Raw genomic sequence first — 19,157 nt, forward strand, 5'->3', positions numbered from 1 at the left:
AAGCCGAGGGACCCTTTGCCATGCTTGCCAGCCTGTCCATCAGAGCCAAGATTTCCATCGTCGTCACATTTCTTTTGCTGGCTATGGCCGGGCTCGGTGTGCTCGCGCTCAGCAAGATGCGCTCTATCAATGCGAACACGACCGATATCGCGACCAACTGGCTGCCGAGCATGAAGGCGCTCGGCCAGCTCCGCGCCGGCACCATTACTTATCGCAACGTCATCCGCCAGCACATGCTGCAAGAGGTCCTGGAAGACAAGCTCGCGAACGAGAAGACGGCCGAGACGGTCATCGCGAGCAATGACGCCATTCGCGCGCGTTATGAAAAAATGATCAGTTCGCCGCAGGAGCGCGCGCTTTACGACGAATGGACGCGTGCATGGGACGCCTACAGGAAGGGCACGATCGAGGTCATGGCGCTGTCGCGCAAGGCCGCCGGCCAGATGCCGCGTGAGGCCATTGAGCTGAATACCAAGACCGTCAATCCGCTTGGTCTCAAGGCGGATGAGTTGCTCAACAAGGACATCGACCTGAACGACAAGGGGTCCGAGGTCGCGGGTGCCGATGCGGCTGCGAGCTATGACAGTGCCATTATGCTGGTCATCAGCATCATCGGTATTGCCGCCATCTTTGGCGTCGCCGTCAGCATCTATCTGGTGCGTGACGTCTCGGCGGGCATCGCATCGATCGTGAAGCCGATGCAGGCGCTCGGCGACGGCGATCTCACCGCGCATGTGCCGCATCAGGGCATGAAGACCGAAATGGGCACGATGGGCGATGCGCTGCAGGTGTTCAAGCAGGCGCTGATCGACAAGCGCGCCGCCGATCAGGCTGCTGCTGCCGATGCCGAAGCCAAGATCGAGCGCGGTCGCCGGGTCGATGGCATCACGCGCGACTTTGAAGCCATGATCGGTGAGATCGTCGAGACGGTGTCCTCGGCCTCGACCGAGCTCGAAGCGTCGGCAGGCACGCTGACCGCCACTGCCGAGCGTTCGCAGGAGCTGACCACGTCGGTTGCAGCCGCGTCCGAACAGGCCTCGACCAATGTGCAATCGGTCGCGTCGGCCACCGAGGAAATGGCGTCGTCGGTCAACGAGATCAGCCGTCAGGTTCAGGAGTCGTCAAACATCGCCAATCAGGCCGTCGATCAGGCGCGCAAGACCAATGACCGCGTCAGCGAACTCGCCAATGCGGCCGCGCGCATCGGTGACGTCGTCGAACTCATCAACAATATCGCTGGCCAGACCAACCTGCTGGCGCTGAACGCCACCATCGAGGCGGCGCGTGCCGGCGAAGCCGGTCGCGGCTTCGCGGTCGTCGCATCGGAAGTGAAGGCGCTGGCCGAGCAGACCGCGAAGGCTACCGGCGAGATCTCGACGCAGATTTCCGGCATTCAGGCCGCGACGCAGGAGTCCGTCGGCGCCATCAAGGAGATCGGCGACACCATCGGCCGCATGTCCGAGATCGCCTCGACCATCGCTTCGGCCGTGGAAGAGCAGGGCGCTGCGACGCAGGAGATTTCGCGCAATGTCCAGCAGGCCGCGCAGGGCACCATGCAGGTGTCGGCGAACATCACCGATGTCCAGCGCGGCGCCAGCGAGACCGGTTCGGCGTCGTCGCAGGTGCTGTCGGCCGCGCAGTCGCTGTCGTCCGACAGCACGCGCCTGAAGGTGGAAGTCAGCAACTTCCTCAATGCGGTGCGCGCTGCCTGACGCAGGCGACATCGTTGATTAAAGAGGCCGGTGCGAAAGCGCCGGCCTTTTTCATGCGCCGATGCGCGACCAACCGTCGCGTTCACGAAGCGAACAATTTTTGTTCCGAAGAGTTTTCGGATACCTTTGAGGCCAAGCTATTGCACGGCTTCTTAACTTCCGTGCCGCTAAGCAGAACGCACGGGTGAAGGTCTCCGATTCGATGGGACCGTGGCCCCTGTCGGTCAGGTGCCGACGACGCGTTTAGCGTCTCATTTCAAAAACGAAACCCTCTTCAAGCTGACGCCAACGATCCCTGATCGAAGGAATGATGACTCATGTTCTCTCGCCTCTCCATTCGTAACAAGATTGCGATTGTTATTTCTCTGCTGCTGATCGGCATGTCCGGTATGGGAATTCTTGCCATCTACAAGATGGGCTACATCTATTCGAAGACAGTAGAGATCAAGAGCAGCTGGCTGCCGAGCGTGCGCGCACTCGGTCTTATGCGTACGGGGGCGGTAAATTATCGCAGCGTGCTACGCGGGCATCTTCTGTCGGAGACGGCCGACGCGAAGGCCGCTGCCGAAACGCGGCTGCAGGCACAGGACGATCTCACCACCAAAACTCGTCAGACATACGAGAAATTGATTACCTCTGCTGAAGAGCGCGCGATCTATGATGAGTGGGCGCGGGAGTGGGGCACCTATATGAAGGTGGCGCAAGAGGTGCTCGCGCAGTCGCGCGCGACTACGCCGGGCGTATTCCCGCGGGAGCCGAACAGTTTGAACGACACCAAGGCCGTTCCGCAGGGACAGAAGGCGGATGCACTGCTGACGCGCCTCATCGATCTGAACAATAGAGGCGCCGACAAGGCGGGCACGGACGCTGAGGATGACTACAGCACGGCCTTTGCGACCATCGCCGTCATTCTCGGACTCTCGGCCATTTTCGGCATCGGCATCGGTATCTATCTGGTACGCGACGTGTCGTCGGGTATCGCCTCCATCGTGAAGCCGATGCAGTCGCTCGGCGCCGGCGATCTCACCGCGGTGGTGCCGCATCAGGGCATGAAGACCGAGATCGGCACCATGGGCGACGCCCTGCAGGTGTTCAAGCAGGCGCTGATCGACAAGCGCGCCGCCGATGAAGCCGCCGCCGTCGATGCCGAAGCCAAGATCGAGCGCGGCCGCCGCGTCGACAACATCACCCGCGAATTCGAAGCCATGATCGGCGAGATCGTGGAGACCGTGTCGTCGGCATCGACCGAACTCGAAGCATCGGCGGGAACGTTGACGGCAACGGCCGAACGCTCGCAGGAACTGACCACGTCGGTGGCGGCAGCGTCGGAAGAAGCATCCACCAATGTGCAGTCGGTCGCCTCTGCCACGGAAGAGATGGCGTCGTCGGTGAACGAGATCAGCCGCCAGGTGCAGGATTCCGCGGCAATCGCCGGCCAGGCCGTCGAGCAGGCCCGCGTCACCAATGATCGTGTCAGCCAGCTTGCCAGCGCAGCCGCCCGCATCGGCGATGTCGTCGAGCTCATCAACAACATCGCCGGCCAGACAAACCTGCTGGCGCTCAACGCCACCATCGAAGCGGCCCGCGCAGGCGATGCCGGCAAGGGCTTCGCGGTGGTCGCATCGGAAGTGAAGGCGCTCGCCGAGCAGACCGCCAAGGCCACCGGCGAAATCTCGACGCAGATTTCCGGCATCCAGGCGGCGACGCAGGAGTCGGTCGGTGCGATCAAGGAGATCGGTGACACCATCGGCCGCATGTCGGAGATTGCTTCGACCATCGCCTCTGCGGTGGAAGAGCAGGGCGCCGCGACGCAGGAAATCTCGCGCAACGTCCAGCAGGCGGCACAGGGCACCATGCAGGTGTCGGCCAACATCACCGATGTCCAGCGCGGCGCCAGCGAGACTGGATCTGCCTCGACCCAGGTGCTTTCGGCCGCACAGTCGCTGTCGTCGGATAGTACGCGCCTGAAGGTGGAAGTCAGCAGGTTCCTGAACGCAGTCAGGGCTGCCTGACGCACGGAACCATCAACTTGTAAAAGCCGGCATGAAATTGCCGGCTTTTCTGCAAGCGCAGCGTGCATTCACGGTGCGGCATCTAGATATTGGCGATCTCTTAGTGATTTGCTGCCAGCGTGCACATTCGTTGTGCGCAGTTGGCTTTCATTGCGACCAATTCCTTTCAGACTGCGCGCTCGCGTGCGGTGCTGTGATAGCAGAGACGATGGCAGACGATATCGCATCAGGCGGCCGCGTGACCTTCGGGCGCGGTTACAATGTCTGGATCATGGGGATCGATGGTACCTGGCGGCGCAACTGTGTGCTGACAGCCGTTTCGATGCATGATGCCGAACTGACGCTGGAAAGCTCCATCGAGGGGCTCAATCTGAAGGAATTCTTCCTGTTGCTGTCCTCGACAGGGCTGGCCTATCGGCGCTGCGAGCTCGTCAAGGTGAACGGCGCGCAGATCGATATCCGCTTCCTCAATACCAAGGGCACCACGAAGAAGAAGTCGTCCACGCGCGACGACAGCGACATGGTGAGCGCCTGAGCGCTATTCGGCGGCCTGCTTCGCCAGTTCATGTGGGGAAGTTTCCCGCGCCGCGGTGCCGCCACCGCGGCCCCAGCCAGATATCACGCCGGACAGCCGGTCGAGATACACATAGACCACCGGCGTCGTGAACAGGGTCAGCATCTGGCTGACGATGAGCCCGCCGACCATCGCATAGCCCAATGGCTGACGGATTTCCGAGCCCGTGCCGGTGCCGAGCATCAGCGGCACACCGCCGAGAAGGGCCGCCATGGTCGTCATCATGATCGGGCGGAACCGCAGGAGCGCTGCCTTGCGGATCGCGGCTTCCGGTTCGAGATGCTCGTCGCGCTCGGCGGCGATGGCGAAATCCACCAGCATGATGCCGTTCTTCTTCACGATGCCGATCAGCAGAATGATGCCGATCAGCGCGATCAGGCTGAAATCGAATCCGAACGCCATCAGGATCGCGAGTGCACCCACGCCAGCTGAGGGCAAAGTGGAGAGAATGGTCAGCGGGTGGATATAGCTCTCATAGAGAATGCCGAGGATCAGATAGACCACGACCAATGCTGCGAGGATCAGTAGCGGCACAGTGGACAGCGACTGCTGGAATGCCTGCGCGGTGCCCTGGAAACTGCCGCGGAGTGTCGCCGGCGCGCCGATCTCCTGCATCGCGACCTGCACGGCATCGGTGGCCTGGCCGAGTGCAACGCCTTGGGCCAGGTTGAAGCTGATGGTGATGGCCGGGAACTGGCCCTGATGGCTGATCGACAGCGGCCGCACCGGCACCGTCGTCCATTTCGCGAAAGCGGAGAGGGGCACCTGGTCGCCGGTGGTGGGCGACTTGATGTAGATCTTGTCCAGCGTGTCGAGCTTGCCCTGCAGCTCAGGGAGGATTTCCAGGATGACATGGTAGCTGTTGAGCTGGGTGAAAAACTGCGCCACCTGCCGCTGGCCGAAGGCGTCATACAGCGTGTCGTCTATCAGTTGCGGCTGGATGCCGAAGCGTGAGGCGGCGTCGCGATCGATGCTCAGTGTCAGCGTCGTGCCCTTGGTCTGCTGGTCGGTGGCGACGTCGCGCAGCTCAGTCAGCGTCTGCATCTTGGCGAGGATTTTCGGCGCCCATTCGTTCAGCTCGGTGAGGTTGGCGTCTTGCAACGTGTATTCGAACTGCGTGCGGGTGGCGCGGCCGCCGAGCCGGACATCCTGCGCTGCCTGCATGAACAGCCGCGCGCCTTCGACCTTCTCCAGCTGTGGTCGCAGCCGCGCGATGATCTGCTGTGCGGTTGCAGAGCGTTCGTCGCGCGGTTTCAGCGTGATGAACATGCGGCCTGTATTGAGCGCGCCGCTATTGCCGCCGATCGCCATGGCGACGGTGGCGACATCGGGATCGGCCTGCACGATCTTGCCGAGCTCCTCCTGATGCTTGCGCATATCGGCAAAGGAAATGTCCTGCGCGGCTTCCGAGGACGCGGTGATCAGGCCGGTGTCCTGCTGCGGGAAGAAGCCTTTCGGGATGATGACGAACAGATAGACCGACAGCGCCACGGTGGCGAAGAACACCATCAACGTGGTCAGGCGCCAGCGCAGCACGAGATCAAGCCCGCGCTCATAGGCGCGCAGCAGGGCGTCGAACATGTTTTCGCTGACCTGATAGAAGCGGCCGTGTTTGGCATGCTTCTCGTCGCGCAGGAAACGCGAGGCCATCATCGGCGTCAGCGTCAGCGACACCACCAGCGAGACGACGATCGCCATGGTCAGCGTGATGGCGAATTCACGGAACAGGCGGCCGATGATGCCGCCCATCAGCAGCAGCGGGATCAGCACCGCCACCAGCGAGATCGAGATCGAGACGATCGTGAAACCGATCTCGCCGGCGCCCGTCATAGCCGCCGCCATCGGCGTTTCGCCTTCCTCGATATAGCGCGTGATGTTTTCCAGCATCACGATGGCATCGTCCACCACGAAGCCAACCGAGATTGTCAGAGCCATCAGTGAGAGATTGTCGAGCGTATAGCCGAACACCCACATCAGCGCGCAGGCGCCGAGCAGCGCCAGCGGCACGGTGATACTCGGAATGACGGTCGCCCAGACATTGCGCAGGAAGACGAAGATCACCATCACCACCAGCGCGATGGTGAGCATCAGGGTGAATTGTACGTCCTGCACGGCGGCGCGGATTGTCTGCGTGCGGTCGCTCAGCACCTTGATCTCGACCGTGGGCGGGATTGCGGCAACGAGGCGCGGCAGCTCCGCCTTGATCTTGTCCACGGTGTCGATGACGTTGGCGCCGGGTTGCTTGAAAATGACGAGGAATACGCCGCGCTTGCCATTCGCCCAGGCAGCCTGCTTGGCGTCCTCGGGGCCGGTCACGGCATGGCCGATATCGCGCACGCGCAGAGGCCCGCCATTGCGATAGGCGATGATGACGTCGTTCCAGTCCTTCGACTCCGGCAGCTGGTCGTTGGCATAGATCGTGTAGCTGCGCGTTGCGCCGTCGATATTGCCTTTGGGGCTGTCCACCGTCGTCACGGCGAGCTGGGTGCGGATGTCCTCGAGTCCGAGCCCCTTGGCGACGAGTTTGGCGGGATCGATCTGCACACGGATTGCCGGCTTCTGTTGGCCGCCGATGGTCACCTGCGCAACGCCGGTGATCTGGCTGATCTGCTGCGCAAGCTGTGCATCGACGCTGTCGCTGACAGTGGTGATGGGGAGCGTGTCCGATGTCGCCGACAGCAGCATGATCGGCGAATCCGCCGGATTGACCTTGCGATAGGTCGGCGGCGAAGGAAGGCTCTTCGGCAATTGCCCACTGGCGGCATTGATGGCGGCCTGCACGTCATTGGCGGCACCGTCGATGGAGCGGTTGAGATCGAACTGGATCGTCACCGCCGCCGTGCCGAGCGAACTTGTCGAGGTCATCTGCGCGACGCCAGGGATCTGCGCGAACTGGCGTTCCAGCGGCTGCGCCACCGAGGTCGCCATCGTCTCCGGGCTTGCGCCCGGCAGTGTGGCGGAGACCTGCACGGTTGGGAAGTCCACCTGCGGCAGCGGCGCAACCGGGAGCAGGGGATAGGCGACGAGGCCGACAAACAGGATGCCGGCCATCAGCAGCGATGTCGCGATGGGATAGCGGATGAACGGCGATGAAATGCCCCCGTTCATGGCCTATTGCCCCTTCGCGGCGTCGGCCGACGTCACCGCAGCGGCCACCACCGAGCCGGGCTGCACCTTGTATTGCCCGGCGACGATGACGCGGTCGCCGGGCGCGAGCCCGTCCTCGATCACCGTGCGCCCGTCGATGGAGCGGCCGACCTTGATCTTGCGCACCTCGGCCTTGCTGTCGGCGCCGACCGCGAAGGCATAGAGCCCGTCGATGCCGTGCTGGACGGCGTCGTCGGGCACGACAGTCGCATTTTGCAAGGTGGTGACGAGCAGGCGCGTCGAGATCGACAGGCCCGGCCACAGCACATGGTCCTTGTTGTCGAACACCGCCTTCAGCCGGATGGTGCCGCTGGTCGTATCGACGGTGTTGTTGACCACCGACAGCGTGCCCTTCGACAGCAGCCGTTTGCCGTCGCTCGTATAGGCATCGACCTCGAGCGGATGCGCGGCGAGTTGCGCGTTGATATCGACCAGATGCTGCTCCGGCGCCGTGAAGATCACGGCGATCGGTTCGATCTGCGCGATGGTGACGATGCCGGTCTGCGTGGAGGCGTTGACGATGTTGCCCTGATCGACCTGGCGGAAACCGACCACGCCCGCGATCGGCGCCTTCACCGTCGTATAGTCGAGTTGCGTCTGCGCATTGGCGATGGCGCCATCATCCGACGCGATCTGGGCGGTGAGCTGCTGCACGGTGGAGCGCTGGGTGTCGGTCTGCTGCTTGGTCGCGAACTCGCCGAGTTTGGTGTAGCGCTGCAGGTCGAGATTAGCATTGGCGAGATTGGCTTCGTCCTGCTGCTTCTTTGCCTTCGCCTGATCCAGCGCGGCCTGGAAGGGCCGGGGATCGATCTGCGCCAGCAGGTCGCCCTCTTTGACGATCTGTCCTTCGGTGAAAGCGATCCGGTCGATTTGGCCATCGACCCGCGTGCGCACCACGACGGTATTGAAGCCCTGCACGGTGCCAAGGCCGGTCAGGTAGATCGGAAAGTCGCTGCTGTCGACGCGGGCAATCTTCACGGGGACTGGCGCCGGACCATGTGGTCTGTCGCTTTGTTGCTCGCCCGCGTGACCGTGATACCGCCACGCAGCGGTGCCTCCGCCGATGAGGACGGCCAGCAGTAAAATGCCGGTCCAGCGGAGATGGGCGCGCGTCATCATGGCTTGTTCTCTCAGGCTCGGGCGTTATCCGGCCAGTTAAAAACCGCAACTCAAGGTGTAAACACACGAGCGCTTGAGAACGCCCATCATTGCCAAAACTTCATGTTTACAAGTGTTTCTGCGTAGCGGAGCAACGTCAGCGTTCACGCTCATCGGTTGGGCGCGATCCCAGATAGCCCGGTGCTGATCGACCATCTTGAACGAACCGATGGTGCCGGCGGGCAGGTTCACGCGATCGTGGACCCTACCGGGGTGGGCGCTCTAGTTTAGAATCGTTTTGATCTGGAGCGATTCAAGCGGGACGCGACGGATTGACGTGAGCAAATCGGCGTCGATGGCGTTAAGAAACCATATCGCTTCGCAGTCGCGAGATCGCCGCAATGGCGCGACATTCCGCAGCAACCCTTCAATCGTACTGAATACAGATGATCTCCGTCCCTTTCTCATACGCAGCCATGACTGCGCTCGCCGATCGTTCGATTGCGCATGGCGGTCTTGATGGAGAGAGAAAACGCGCGGTAGATGCAGCGCCTGGATCGCAAGTCGTGCCGCCCGTGACATCAGCCATGCGCTTCGCATCTTTTGTCGCCGGATCGGGCGTGATACGGAATGTGCACCCGCGAAGCAGGTCATCGATCTCCACGGCGCGTTTCAATGCAGTTGAACCGTTGCGGAGCAGGCGCATTCAACACGGCCGGTTTGGCCGACACCTGTCAAAATCCCGTTGCTACTGGGCCGAGGTATAAGCTTGTTTAGAACTGTTCTTAAATTGCTGGCTGTGCTGGCAGCGGTCTGGTTTGCATCGCCACTCATCGCGCAGCAGGCGACGCCGCCTGCCGCCCCGACCGCCACCGCGCCGGCCAATGTCGCGCCGCCATCCACACCGCCGGTCGTGCAGGCACCATCAGCGACAGTGCCGGCACCCGCCGCTGTCGACGCGGCCGCCGCGAAGCCGGCCGCTGCCGCAGCGACACCGACGGTGCTGCCGGCCGTCCACGATCTGTCGCCATGGGCGATGTTCATGGGCGCCGATATCATCGTGCAGTCGGTGATGGTCGGCCTCGCGCTGGCATCGGTCCTCACCTGGACTGTCGGCATCTTCAAATTCATGGAGCTGACTTGGGCGACCAACCGCCTGAAGAGCGCGCTACGCAAGATCGGTGAAGCACGTTCGCTGTCGGAAGCGCAGCTCGCGCTCGGCGATAAGGGCACGGTGCTGTCGCGCCTGCTTGCCGCGGCGTTGCGGGAAGGGCGGATGTCTGCCGGCATTTCGAGCGACGAGGGCATCAAGGAACGCGCAGCGTCGAGTTTTAGCGAAATCGTACGTGCCGAAGGCCGCAAGGTCCGCTCGGGCATGAGCATCCTGGCGACCATCGGCGCCATCTCACCCTTCGTCGGCCTGTTCGGCACCGTCTGGGGCATCATGAACAGCTTCATCGGCATCTCAAAGGCGCAGACCACGAACCTTGCAGTGGTCGCGCCCGGTATCGCCGAAGCGCTGCTCGCCACCGCCATCGGCCTCGTGGCGGCCATTCCGGCGGTGATCATCTACAATCACTTCGCGCGGGTGACGCGCGGCTATATGGAGATCGTCGCGCGTGCACAGGGCGCGTCCGGCCGTCTGTTGTCGCGCGATCTCGATCGCACCCATTCCAGTGCACATGTCCGTGCGGCGGCTGAATAACCATGGGCGTATCGCTTTCCGAAGGCTCCGATGACGATGATGATTTTGGTGACAACCATGACATCAACGTCACGCCATTCATCGACGTCATCCTGGTTCTTCTGATCATCTTCATGGTCGCAGCGCCGCTGTCGACGGTGGATCTTCCCATCAATCTGCCATCTTCCACCGTGACGCCGCAGAAGAAGCCGGACAAGCCGACCTATGTGAGCATCAAGCCGGACCTCGCGGTGGCAATCGGCGAGGATCTGGTCAAGCGTGTCGATCTCGTCAGCCGGCTCGATGCCATGGGCGACGGCAACAAGGATCGGCCGATCTTCCTGCGCGTCGATCGCGCCGTGCCTTACGGCGAGTTCTTCGACGTGATGGAGCGATTGCGCGCGGGTGGCTACCAGAAGACCAAGCTTGTGGCGCTCGAAGGCGTTCCTGAAGGCGCTGCTGCGGCCGCTCCTGCTCCTGCTGCCACGAATCCCTGAGGTCGCGTTTCTCGATGTCTGAGCTCGATCGAACAACATCCTGGCGGCTATGGGTGGTCGCGGCGGTTCTCGCCGTGACGCTGCATGCCGGCGGCATCGCAGCCGCAGTGTTCGAGATGCAGAAGGAAGAAGAGGCGGACGGCCTCGGCGCCAATGCCATCGAAGTCGGCATGGAGATGGTGTCGCCCGACGTCGAGCAGACCGATCTGCCACAGGGGCCGGACTCCGAAGCCTCCGCCGCATCGCCGGCCGTGCAGGAGCAGAAGGCCGTCGAGAAGGAAAGCGATCTTCCCAAGGAGACGCCAAACGAGAGCGAAGAGCCCGACATCGTCGTCACCGAGAACAAGGCCAACAAGCCGGAAGAAGAGACGCCTGAAAAGGCCCAGAAGCAGCAGCAGGCCTCGCAGGAATCCGTCGCATCGGAAGCCGCCGCCCAGCAGAAGCTCGACGACGCCAAGACCGGCGAGAAGGCCCAGGTCGTCAATACCGGCATGGGCACCGACAAGAAGCGTCTCTCCGCGGTCTGGGCCAAGCAGCTCAGCGCCTATCTCGAAAAGAACAAGCGCTATCCCGCCGAGCGCCAGCAGAAGACGGCCGAGGTTCTGGTCAATTTCGAGATCAACCGCGTCGGCAAGGTGCTGGCCGTGAATGTCGTCAAGGGCTCCGGCGATTCCGCCTTCGACGATGCCGCCGTCGCCATGGTCCGCCGCTCCGACCCGCTACCGCCCCCGCCGCCCTTGATCGCCGATGACGGGCTGAGCTTCACGGTGCCGGTGATCTTCCGCGTGAAGAAGGGGTAGCTGTAGAGTGGGCAAAGCATCGCGTGCCCACTTTGCGGTCTCTCCATTTGGTGAGGGCAGAGCTTCGCTCGGTCCATTCTACCGCATTCCGATCCGCACCAAGGCAAATTGGTCTTGCTCTTGATGTAATCCATGGATTACATTTGACCTGTGATCGAGGTTCGCGAAACACCTGAGTTCACCCGGTGGCTGGCCGCTTTGAAAGATCAGCGCGCCGTCCTTCATGTCGTTCGCCGGATCGCTCGTGTCGCTGCAGGCAATTTCGGAGACGTGAAGTCAGTGGGTGGTGTCGTGTCCGAGCTGCGGATCGACTACGGCCCCGGATATCGCGTCTACTTTACGCGACGCGGCGCGGTGATCGTCGTTCTGCTTTGTGGCGGCGACAAGCGCACGCAGAGTCGGGATATCAAACGCGCAGCCGAGATCGCCGGTCAGTTGGAGGATTGAAGACATGAAAACCGGCAAGCTGAAAAAGTTCGACGCCGCCGAGCATTTGACGACGCCGGAGGCGCGCGCCGAATATCTGAGCATCGTTCTGGCCGATGGCGATCCTGCCGAAGTCCGCGATGCTCTCAACATCGTTGCCCGTGCACAGGGCATGAGTGAGGTCGCGCGTGCCGCTGGTGTGACCCGAGAAGGGCTTTACAAGACGCTCGGGGAGACTGGCAATCCGGAGTTCGCGACGATCCTGAAAGTCATCGGCGCGTTAGGAATCCGCCTTTCAGCGCACGCGGTCGACGCAAAGTAGGTGTTGTAGTCGTAGGGTAGGCACACTGCGCTTTGCCCACCCTACAGTAGATCAATACGTCGCGCGGCCGCCCGAGATATCGAACACCGCGCCCGTCGAAAACGCGCAGTCCTCCGATGCCAGCCACGCGGCCATCGCTGCCAGTTCCTGCACCAGCACGAAACGGGCCTTCGGAATCTTCGACAGCATGAAATTGATGTGCTGTTCGGTCATCTGATCGAAGATCGCCGTCTTCGCGGCCGCAGGCGTGATGGCGTTCACATTGATCTCGGTATTGGCCAGCTCCTTGCCAAGCGACTTGGTCAGCGCGATCAGGCCTGCCTTCGAGGCGGAGTAGTGCGAGGCGTTGGGGTTGCCTTCCTTGCCGGCGATGGAGGCGATGTTGACGATGCGGCCGTAACCGTTCTTCTGCATCACCGGCACCACGGCCTTGCAGCACAGGAAGGGGCCATCGAGATTGATGCGCATCACACGACGCCAGTCGTCGTAGTCGATCTCCCACACCGGCTTGTTGAAGCCGGTAATGCCGGCATTGTTGACCAAGATATCGATCTTGCCGAGCGCCTTCACCGTGGCATCGCGGGCAGCTTCGATGGCAACGAAGTCGGTGACATCCACCTTGAGCGCCGTGACATCCGGGCCGATGTCCTTCGCGGTTTTTTCAGCGAGCGCGATGTCCTGATCCCAGATCGCCACCTTGGCGCCGGAGGCGACGAACCGTTCGGTGATGGCGCGGCCAAAGCCCTGGGCGCCGCCGGTGACCACGGCGCAGCGGCCGGAGAGGTCGATCTTGTTCATGGTGCGATGTCCTTTTCTCTGTCTCTCATGGTGAGGAGGCGCGTAGCGCCGTCTCGAACCATGAGTTGGCTTGGCTCCGAGTATGTGGCCATCCTTCGAGACGCGACCTGCGGTCGCTCCTCAGGATGAGGGGGCGGAGTGTGCTGTCCGCCCCGAGTAGTTGCTACAGCGTCCAGCCGCCGTCGATGATGTGGGCGACGCCGGTGGTGAAGGCGCTTTCGTCGCTGGCGAGATAGAGCGCGAGACTGGCGATCTCGTCCGCGGTGCCGAGCCGGCCCATGGGCTGCCGGCTCACGAACAGTTCGCGGCCATTGGGGCCGGCAGCGGCGGCGCGATCCAGCATCGAGGGCGTTTCGATGGTGCCGGGGCAGATGGCGTTACAGCGGATGCCCTTGGTGATGTAGTCCACCGCAACCGCACGAGTGAGGGCGGCGACGGCGGCCTTTGTGGCGCCATAGACATAGCGGTTCGGCGCAGCCTTAAAGACGCCGGCGGCCGAGGAGATGTTGACGATCGCGCCGTGGCCGCGGGCGAGCATGCCGGGCAGGAAGGCGCGGATGGTCCGGTGCATCGACTTGACGTTCAGGTCGAAGGAAAAATCCCAGTCGGTATCGGAGCAGTTCAGCGCATCGCCGTGATGCACGAAGCCGGCGGCATTGAGCAGGATGTCGATATCGCCGACCTTCTTGGCCATGGCTTCGACGGCGGCGGTGTCGCGCACGTCGAGCTTTGCTGTTTCAGCGACGCCGTCTTTGGTGAGCAGGGCCACGCCTTTTTCATCGAGATCGGTGGCGATGACGGTCGCGCCTTCGCGCGCGAAAGCGAGCGCGCAGGCGCGGCCAATGCCGACAGCGCCTGCCGTGACGAAGGCGCGCTTGCCTTTGAGGCGGTTGGACATGGGTGGTCTCCCTGGGGTCGTTTTTTGATTGCGGTATTTAGTTCGTCATGGCCGGGCGTGTCCCGGCCATCCACGTCTTGGACTTTTAGCAAAGAAGGCGTGGGTGCCCGGGACAAGCCCGGGCATGACGGTGTGCAAGTCTGCTAGTGATTATGCCGTGCCGTTCCCACGGTGCCGGCAATATCCCGATAACGCGTGGCAAGCTCCAAGCAGGCACCCGTCGATTGCTGGCCGACAGTGTTGCGATAAAGCTCCTGCCACGGTGTCTGATGCGCCGGGTAAGCAAAACCGCCCTTGGCCATCAGCTCGGCACGGCGGCGCTTCAGCTCCTCGTCGGAGATCAGGATATTGGCACTGCCCTTGTTGAGGTCGATGCGCACCATGTCGCCGGTCTGCAGGATGGCGAGACCGCCATTGGCGGCAGCTTCCGGCGAGGCATTGAGGATCGACGGCGAGCCCGATGTGCCGGATTGCCGGCCATCGCCAATGCAGGGCAGCGAGGTGATGCCGCGTTTGATCAAAGCCGCGGGCGGCTGCATGTTCACCACTTCGGCGCCACCGGGATAACCGATCGGGCCGGTGCCGCGCACGAACAGGATGCAGCGCTCGTCGATGTTCAGCGATTCATCGTCGATGCGGTCGTGATAATCCTCCGGCCCCTCGAACACGATAGCGCGGCCCTCGAAAGCATTGAGGTCTTTCGGATTGATCAGGTAGCGGTCGCGAAACTCCTTGGAGATCACCGAGGTCTTCATGATCGCGGAATCGAAGAGATTGCCGCGCAACACGAGGAATCCGGCGTCGGCGACCAGAGGCTTGTCATAGGTCCAGATCACATCCTTGTCAGGCGCAGGCGCGGTGGCGCAGTTCTCGCCCATGGTCTTGCCATTGACGGTGACGGCGTCCTCATGAATGCGTTTGTGCTTCATCAATTCGCGTACCACCGAGGGTACGCCGCCGGCGCGGTGATATTCCTCGCCGAGATAGAAGCCGGCCGGCTGCATGTTCACCAGCAACGGCACATCATGGCCGACTTTCTGCCAGTCATCGATATCGAGCTCGACACCGATATGGCGGGCGAGGGCGTTGATATGGATCGGCGCATTGGTGGAGCCGCCGATGGCCGAATTGACCACGATGCAATTCTCGAACGCTTTTCGCGTGAGAATGTCCGAGGGCTTGAGGTCTTCCCACACCATATCGACGATGCGCTGGCCGGTTTCATAGGCAATCTGGCCGCGTTCGCGATAGGGCGCGGGAATTGCCGCGCAGCCGGGCAGCGACATGCCGAGCGCTTCAGCCAGCGAATTCATGGTCGAGGCCGTGCCCATGGTGTTGCAGTGGCCGACCGACGGCGCCGATGACGCCACCAGCGTCATGAACTCCTCGTAGTCGATCTCGCCCGCGGCGAGACGCTCGCGCGACTTCCACACCACGGTGCCGGAGCCGGTGCGCTGGCCGTCGTGCCAGCCATTCAGCATCGGTCCGCCCGACAGCACGATGGCCGGCAGATTGACGGTCGCCGCAGCCATCAGGCAGGCCGGCGTGGTCTTGTCGCAGCCGGTGGTGAGCACGACGCCGTCGAGCGGATAGCCGAACAGCACTTCGACGAGGCCGAGATAAGCGAGATTGCGATCGAGCGCGGCAGTCGGTCGCTTGCCGGTCTCCTGAATCGGATGCACCGGGAATTCCATCACCAGGCCGCCGGCCGCGGTGATGCCTTCGCGCACGCGCTTCGCCAGTTCGAGATGATGGCGATTGCATGGCGACAGGTCGTTGCCGGTCTGCGCAATGCCGATGATCGGCTTGCCCGATTGTAGTTCGTGGCGCGTCAGGCCGTAATTCAGATAGCGCTCAAGATAGAGTGCCGTCATTCCGGGATTATGGGGATCGTTGAACCATTCGCTCGAACGAAGTTTGCGCCTGGTTGAAGTGGTCCCCGCAGTCGGCGTGGACGAAGTCGGCTTGCTCATCATTTCTCCCGCAGCGCACACTTATGTGATGGTGCGTCGTCTCTTTTGATTGGTCACGAATGTTTGCACGGCTTCCGATGCTTCGCAATGTTTGCATCTGCCGGAATTTTCTACGACTATGATCCAACAACATCCCGCCAGAAATCTGGTAGGATGTCTGACAAGTAAGAACAGGCGCCCCGGCAAATCGGAGGGTGTTGTCCCGAACGGGGACTTTTGGGAGGGAAGTGCATGGCGTCCGTGCAGATTCACGACGTGCGTAAGTCTTTTGGCGGCTTTGAAGTTCTTCACGGCGTATCCGTTCCCATCGAGGACGGCGAATTCGTGGTGCTGGTCGGCCCATCGGGTTGCGGTAAATCCACATTGCTGCGCATGCTCGCAGGTCTGGAAAAGATCACATCCGGCACGATTTCCATCGGCGACCGCGTCGTCAACGACGTGCAGCCGAAAGAGCGCGACATCGCGATGGTGTTCCAGAATTACGCGCTCTATCCGCATATGACGGTTGCCCAGAATATGGGCTTTTCCCTTAAGCTGCGCGGCGCCAAGCAGAGCGAGATCGACGAGAAGGTCAATCGCGCCGCCGATATTCTCGATCTGCGCCGGCTGCTCGAACGTTATCCCCGACAATTGTCGGGTGGCCAGCGGCAGCGCGTCGCCATGGGCCGCGCCATCGTGCGCGATCCCCAGGTGTTCCTGTTCGACGAGCCGCTGTCGAATCTCGATGCGAAACTGCGCGTCGCCATGCGCGCCGAGATCAAGGAGCTGCATCAGCGGCTCAAGACCACGACCGTCTATGTGACCCACGACCAGATCGAGGCCATGACCATGGCCGACAAGATCGTCGTCATGCAGGATGGCATTGTCGAGCAGATGGGCGCGCCGCTCGAATTGTATGACCATCCCGAGAACAAGTTCGTGGCCGGATTCATCGGTTCGCCGGCGATGAACTTTCTCGAGGGACATTGAAGGTGAATGGCGGCCAGCCATGGGTCGAGACCGCCAATGGCGCCAAGCTGCCGATCACGGCCGCGCCTGCAGCCGGCAATGACAAGTCCGTGACCTATGGCATCCGCCCCGAACATCTCGAATTCGCCGATGACGGCATCGAGGCCGAGGTGATCGTGGTCGAGCCGATGGGCTCGGAGACGCAGGTGGTGGCGCGCATCGGCACCCAGGACATCATCGCGATCTTCCGCGATCGTCGCCCGGTTGCGCCCGGCGACAAGATTCATCTGAAGCCGCGCGCCAATTCGGCACATCTGTTCGACAAGGAAACCGGCAAGCGCGTCAACTGACGCGTTCTGCCGCAAAACGTTACTGAATTAATTTCAGAACATTGGTCGATCAACGAACCAATAAAACAGGGAGAAGACGCAAGATGACTGGATTTACCCCGGATCGCCGATCTCTGCTCAAAGGCGGCGCGATTACGCTCGCCGCGGCGGCGACCATGTCGGCCGATCAGCTGCTCGGCTATGCCAAAGCGTGGGCGCAGGCCTCGCAGTGGAAGCCGGAAGCCGGTGCCAAGATCAACCTGCTGCGCTGGAAGCGCTTCGTCGAAGCCGAAGACGTGGCCTTCATGAAGATCGTCGATGCCTTCCAGAAGGCCACCGGCGTCACCATCACCGTGTCGAACGAATCCTATGACGACATTCAGCCGAAGGCTTCGGTCGCGGCGAATACCGGGCAGGGCCTGGACATGGTGTGGGGCCTGTATTCGCTGCCCTTCCTGTTCCCGACCAAGTGCCTCGACGTCACCGATGTCGCCGACTATCTCGGCAAGAAGAATGGTGGCTGGGCCGAGTCCGGCAAGCAATACGGCATGTATAACGGCAAGTGGATCGGCTTGCCCGTAGCCGCCACCGGCGGTCTCGTGAACTACCGCGTCGCCGCAGCAGAAAAGGCCGGCCACAAGACCTTCCCGACCGATCTCGCCGGTTTCCAGGATCTGGTGAAGGGCCTCAACAAGAACGGCACGCCGGCCGGCATGGCGCTCGGCCACGCTTCGGGCGACGCCAATGGCTGGGTGCATTGGGCGCTGTGGGCCCATGGCGGCAAGCTGATCGACAAGGCCAACAAGGTCACGATCAATTCGCCGGAAACCGCGAAGTCACTGGAATATGTGAAGTCGCTCTATGACAACTTCATTCCCGGCACGGCGTCGTGGAACGACTCGTCGAACAACAAGGCGTTCCTCGCCGGTCAGCTGCATCTGACCACCAACGGCATCTCGGTCTATGTGACCGCGAAGAAGGAAGCGCCGCAGATCGCCGAGGACATGAACCACGCCCATCTGCCCAAGGGCGTGGACGGCAAGCTGCGCGAGCTGCATCTCGGTTTCCCCGTGCTGATCTTCACCTTCACCAAGTTCCCGAACGCCTGTAAGGCGTTTGCCGCCTTCATGATGGAGCCGGAGCAGTTCAATCCGTGGGTCGAGGCGGCGCAGGGCTATCTTTCGCCGTTCCAGCTCGCTTTCGAGAAGAACCCGATCTGGACCGCCGATCCGAAGAACACGCCGTATCGCGACGTGGCCTCCACGGCATCGACGCCTGCGGGCGAAGCGCAGATGAGCGAGAACGCGGCGGCGGCGATTGCCGACTTCGTGGTGGTCGACATGTACGCGAATTACTGTACGGGCCGTGAAGACGTGAAGACCGCGATGGCGTCCGCCGAGCGGGCTGCAAAGCGCATCTTCCGCTGAGACGGCTAGGCCGGCGCGGAGCGACCCGCGCCGGCCACTTTTCTGAAGCCGGCGGCAAGCCGGCCTGAACAATGATGGGAATGGGAATGCCGGAGATCGACTACAAGACCATCTTGCCCGAAGGCTGGAGCCGGCCGCGCGGTTTCGCGCATGCGGTGGTGTCCGGTGGCACACGCAGCGTCCGCATCTCCGGGCAGCTCGGCAAGAAGGACGGGCAGGGCGAAGTCGCCGCGTCCTCGGATTTCGGCACGCAATGGCGCTACGCCATGGAAAACCTCGTCACCGTGCTGAAGGCAGCCGGCGGCGAGCCGAAGCAGATCGTGATGCTGCGCGCCTATGTCACCGATATCGATGCGTTCAAGTCCTCCGGCGCCGCCATCGGCGAAGCCTGGGGCGTGACGCTCGGCAAGCATTTTCCGGCGATGACGCTGGTGCAGGTCTCCGCCCTGATCGATCCACACGCGCGTGTGGAGATCGAGGGCGAAGCGATCCTGCCGTAACATTTCGACTGG

Annotated in this window: 15 protein-coding genes and 1 pseudogene; 11 read left to right on the top strand and 5 right to left on the bottom strand. The window is 62.2% G+C overall.

Features of this window, described 5'->3' with window-relative positions:
* Positions 1-20: 20 nt before the first annotated feature.
* From RPMA_RS11640 to RPMA_RS11650, 3 genes are all read left to right on the top strand, one after another.
* A complete protein-coding gene (locus tag RPMA_RS11640) occupies positions 21-1,712 on the top strand; it encodes a methyl-accepting chemotaxis protein (protein ID WP_211912949.1) in 1,692 nt (563 codons plus the stop codon).
* 317 nt (positions 1,713-2,029) lie between these two features.
* Positions 2,030-3,724, top strand: a complete 1,695-nt coding sequence (locus RPMA_RS11645; protein ID WP_211912950.1) for a methyl-accepting chemotaxis protein — start codon at positions 2,030-2,032, stop codon at positions 3,722-3,724.
* Between the two features lie 208 nt (positions 3,725-3,932).
* Entirely contained in the window at positions 3,933-4,259 is a 327-nt protein-coding gene (locus RPMA_RS11650) for a PilZ domain-containing protein (RefSeq protein ID WP_211912951.1), read from the top strand.
* A gap of 3 nt (positions 4,260-4,262) precedes the next feature.
* Here RPMA_RS11650 and RPMA_RS11655 read toward each other — a convergent pair whose 3' ends face one another.
* Positions 4,263-7,406 (bottom strand): multidrug efflux RND transporter permease subunit, encoded by a 3,144-nt coding sequence (locus RPMA_RS11655; RefSeq protein WP_211912952.1) that lies wholly within the window; start codon positions 7,404-7,406, stop codon positions 4,263-4,265.
* A gap of 3 nt (positions 7,407-7,409) precedes the next feature.
* Positions 7,410-8,564, bottom strand: a complete 1,155-nt coding sequence (locus tag RPMA_RS11660) for an efflux RND transporter periplasmic adaptor subunit (protein ID WP_211912953.1) — start codon at positions 8,562-8,564, stop codon at positions 7,410-7,412.
* 748 nt (positions 8,565-9,312) lie between these two features.
* Between RPMA_RS11660 and exbB the strand changes: the two genes are divergently transcribed.
* From exbB to RPMA_RS11685, 5 genes are all read left to right on the top strand, one after another.
* The gene (gene exbB, locus RPMA_RS11665) at positions 9,313-10,248 is read left to right on the top strand and encodes a tonB-system energizer ExbB (protein WP_211912954.1); all 936 of its coding nucleotides are present in this window, start codon (positions 9,313-9,315) and stop codon (positions 10,246-10,248) included.
* A 2-nt stretch (positions 10,249-10,250) separates the two neighbouring features.
* Positions 10,251-10,724 (top strand): TonB system transport protein ExbD, encoded by a 474-nt coding sequence (gene exbD / locus RPMA_RS11670; RefSeq protein ID WP_211912955.1) that lies wholly within the window; start codon positions 10,251-10,253, stop codon positions 10,722-10,724.
* 14 nt (positions 10,725-10,738) lie between these two features.
* Positions 10,739-11,524, top strand: coding sequence for an energy transducer TonB family protein (locus RPMA_RS11675; protein WP_211912956.1), 786 nt, complete (start codon positions 10,739-10,741; stop codon positions 11,522-11,524).
* Between the two features lie 150 nt (positions 11,525-11,674).
* Entirely contained in the window at positions 11,675-11,971 is a 297-nt protein-coding gene (locus tag RPMA_RS11680; RefSeq protein ID WP_211912957.1) for a type II toxin-antitoxin system RelE/ParE family toxin, read from the top strand.
* A 4-nt stretch (positions 11,972-11,975) separates the two neighbouring features.
* Positions 11,976-12,272: an addiction module antidote protein gene (locus tag RPMA_RS11685; RefSeq protein ID WP_211912958.1), complete on the top strand. Its 297-nt coding sequence runs from the start codon at positions 11,976-11,978 to the stop codon at positions 12,270-12,272.
* 51 nt (positions 12,273-12,323) lie between these two features.
* Here RPMA_RS11685 and RPMA_RS11690 read toward each other — a convergent pair whose 3' ends face one another.
* The 3 genes from RPMA_RS11690 to RPMA_RS11700 form a co-directional block, all read right to left on the bottom strand.
* On the bottom strand, positions 12,324-13,070 hold the full coding sequence (locus tag RPMA_RS11690) for an SDR family NAD(P)-dependent oxidoreductase (protein WP_211912959.1): 747 nt from the start codon (positions 13,068-13,070) through the stop codon (positions 12,324-12,326).
* Positions 13,071-13,233: 163 nt separating this feature from the next.
* Entirely contained in the window at positions 13,234-13,968 is a 735-nt protein-coding gene (locus tag RPMA_RS11695; RefSeq protein WP_211912960.1) for an SDR family oxidoreductase, read from the bottom strand.
* Between the two features lie 143 nt (positions 13,969-14,111).
* Positions 14,112-15,944 carry an IlvD/Edd family dehydratase gene (locus RPMA_RS11700; protein WP_408056522.1) on the bottom strand — a complete coding sequence of 611 codons (1,833 nt, stop codon included), beginning with the start codon at positions 15,942-15,944 and terminating at the stop codon, positions 14,112-14,114.
* 228 nt (positions 15,945-16,172) lie between these two features.
* Between RPMA_RS11700 and RPMA_RS11705 the strand changes: the two are divergent.
* From RPMA_RS11705 to RPMA_RS11715, 3 genes and pseudogenes are all read left to right on the top strand, one after another.
* Positions 16,173-17,239 (top strand): annotated as a pseudogene (locus RPMA_RS11705) (ABC transporter ATP-binding protein).
* An 83-nt stretch (positions 17,240-17,322) separates the two neighbouring features.
* The gene (locus tag RPMA_RS11710; protein ID WP_211912962.1) at positions 17,323-18,645 is read left to right on the top strand and encodes an ABC transporter substrate-binding protein; all 1,323 of its coding nucleotides are present in this window, start codon (positions 17,323-17,325) and stop codon (positions 18,643-18,645) included.
* Positions 18,646-18,731: 86 nt separating this feature from the next.
* Positions 18,732-19,145 carry a RidA family protein gene (locus RPMA_RS11715; RefSeq protein WP_211912963.1) on the top strand — a complete coding sequence of 138 codons (414 nt, stop codon included), beginning with the start codon at positions 18,732-18,734 and terminating at the stop codon, positions 19,143-19,145.
* Positions 19,146-19,157 lie beyond the last annotated feature (12 nt).

This window comes from Tardiphaga alba, assembly GCF_018279705.1.
Lineage (GTDB): Bacteria > Pseudomonadota > Alphaproteobacteria > Rhizobiales > Xanthobacteraceae > Tardiphaga > Tardiphaga alba.

Coding starts and splice junctions, on each gene's coding strand:
- RPMA_RS11655 (WP_211912952.1), bottom strand. CDS start 7,406: ATGAACGGGGGCATTTCATCGCCGTTCATCCGCTATCCCATCGCGACA.
- RPMA_RS11685 (WP_211912958.1), top strand. CDS start 11,976: ATGAAAACCGGCAAGCTGAAAAAGTTCGACGCCGCCGAGCATTTGACG.
- RPMA_RS11650 (WP_211912951.1), top strand. CDS start 3,933: ATGGCAGACGATATCGCATCAGGCGGCCGCGTGACCTTCGGGCGCGGT.
- RPMA_RS11660 (WP_211912953.1), bottom strand. CDS start 8,564: ATGATGACGCGCGCCCATCTCCGCTGGACCGGCATTTTACTGCTGGCC.
- RPMA_RS11695 (WP_211912960.1), bottom strand. CDS start 13,968: ATGTCCAACCGCCTCAAAGGCAAGCGCGCCTTCGTCACGGCAGGCGCT.
- RPMA_RS11640 (WP_211912949.1), top strand. CDS start 21: ATGCTTGCCAGCCTGTCCATCAGAGCCAAGATTTCCATCGTCGTCACA.
- exbD (WP_211912955.1), top strand. CDS start 10,251: ATGGGCGTATCGCTTTCCGAAGGCTCCGATGACGATGATGATTTTGGT.
- RPMA_RS11710 (WP_211912962.1), top strand. CDS start 17,323: ATGACTGGATTTACCCCGGATCGCCGATCTCTGCTCAAAGGCGGCGCG.
- RPMA_RS11690 (WP_211912959.1), bottom strand. CDS start 13,070: ATGAACAAGATCGACCTCTCCGGCCGCTGCGCCGTGGTCACCGGCGGC.
- RPMA_RS11700 (WP_408056522.1), bottom strand. CDS start 15,944: ATGATGAGCAAGCCGACTTCGTCCACGCCGACTGCGGGGACCACTTCA.
- RPMA_RS11715 (WP_211912963.1), top strand. CDS start 18,732: ATGCCGGAGATCGACTACAAGACCATCTTGCCCGAAGGCTGGAGCCGG.
- RPMA_RS11675 (WP_211912956.1), top strand. CDS start 10,739: ATGTCTGAGCTCGATCGAACAACATCCTGGCGGCTATGGGTGGTCGCG.
- RPMA_RS11645 (WP_211912950.1), top strand. CDS start 2,030: ATGTTCTCTCGCCTCTCCATTCGTAACAAGATTGCGATTGTTATTTCT.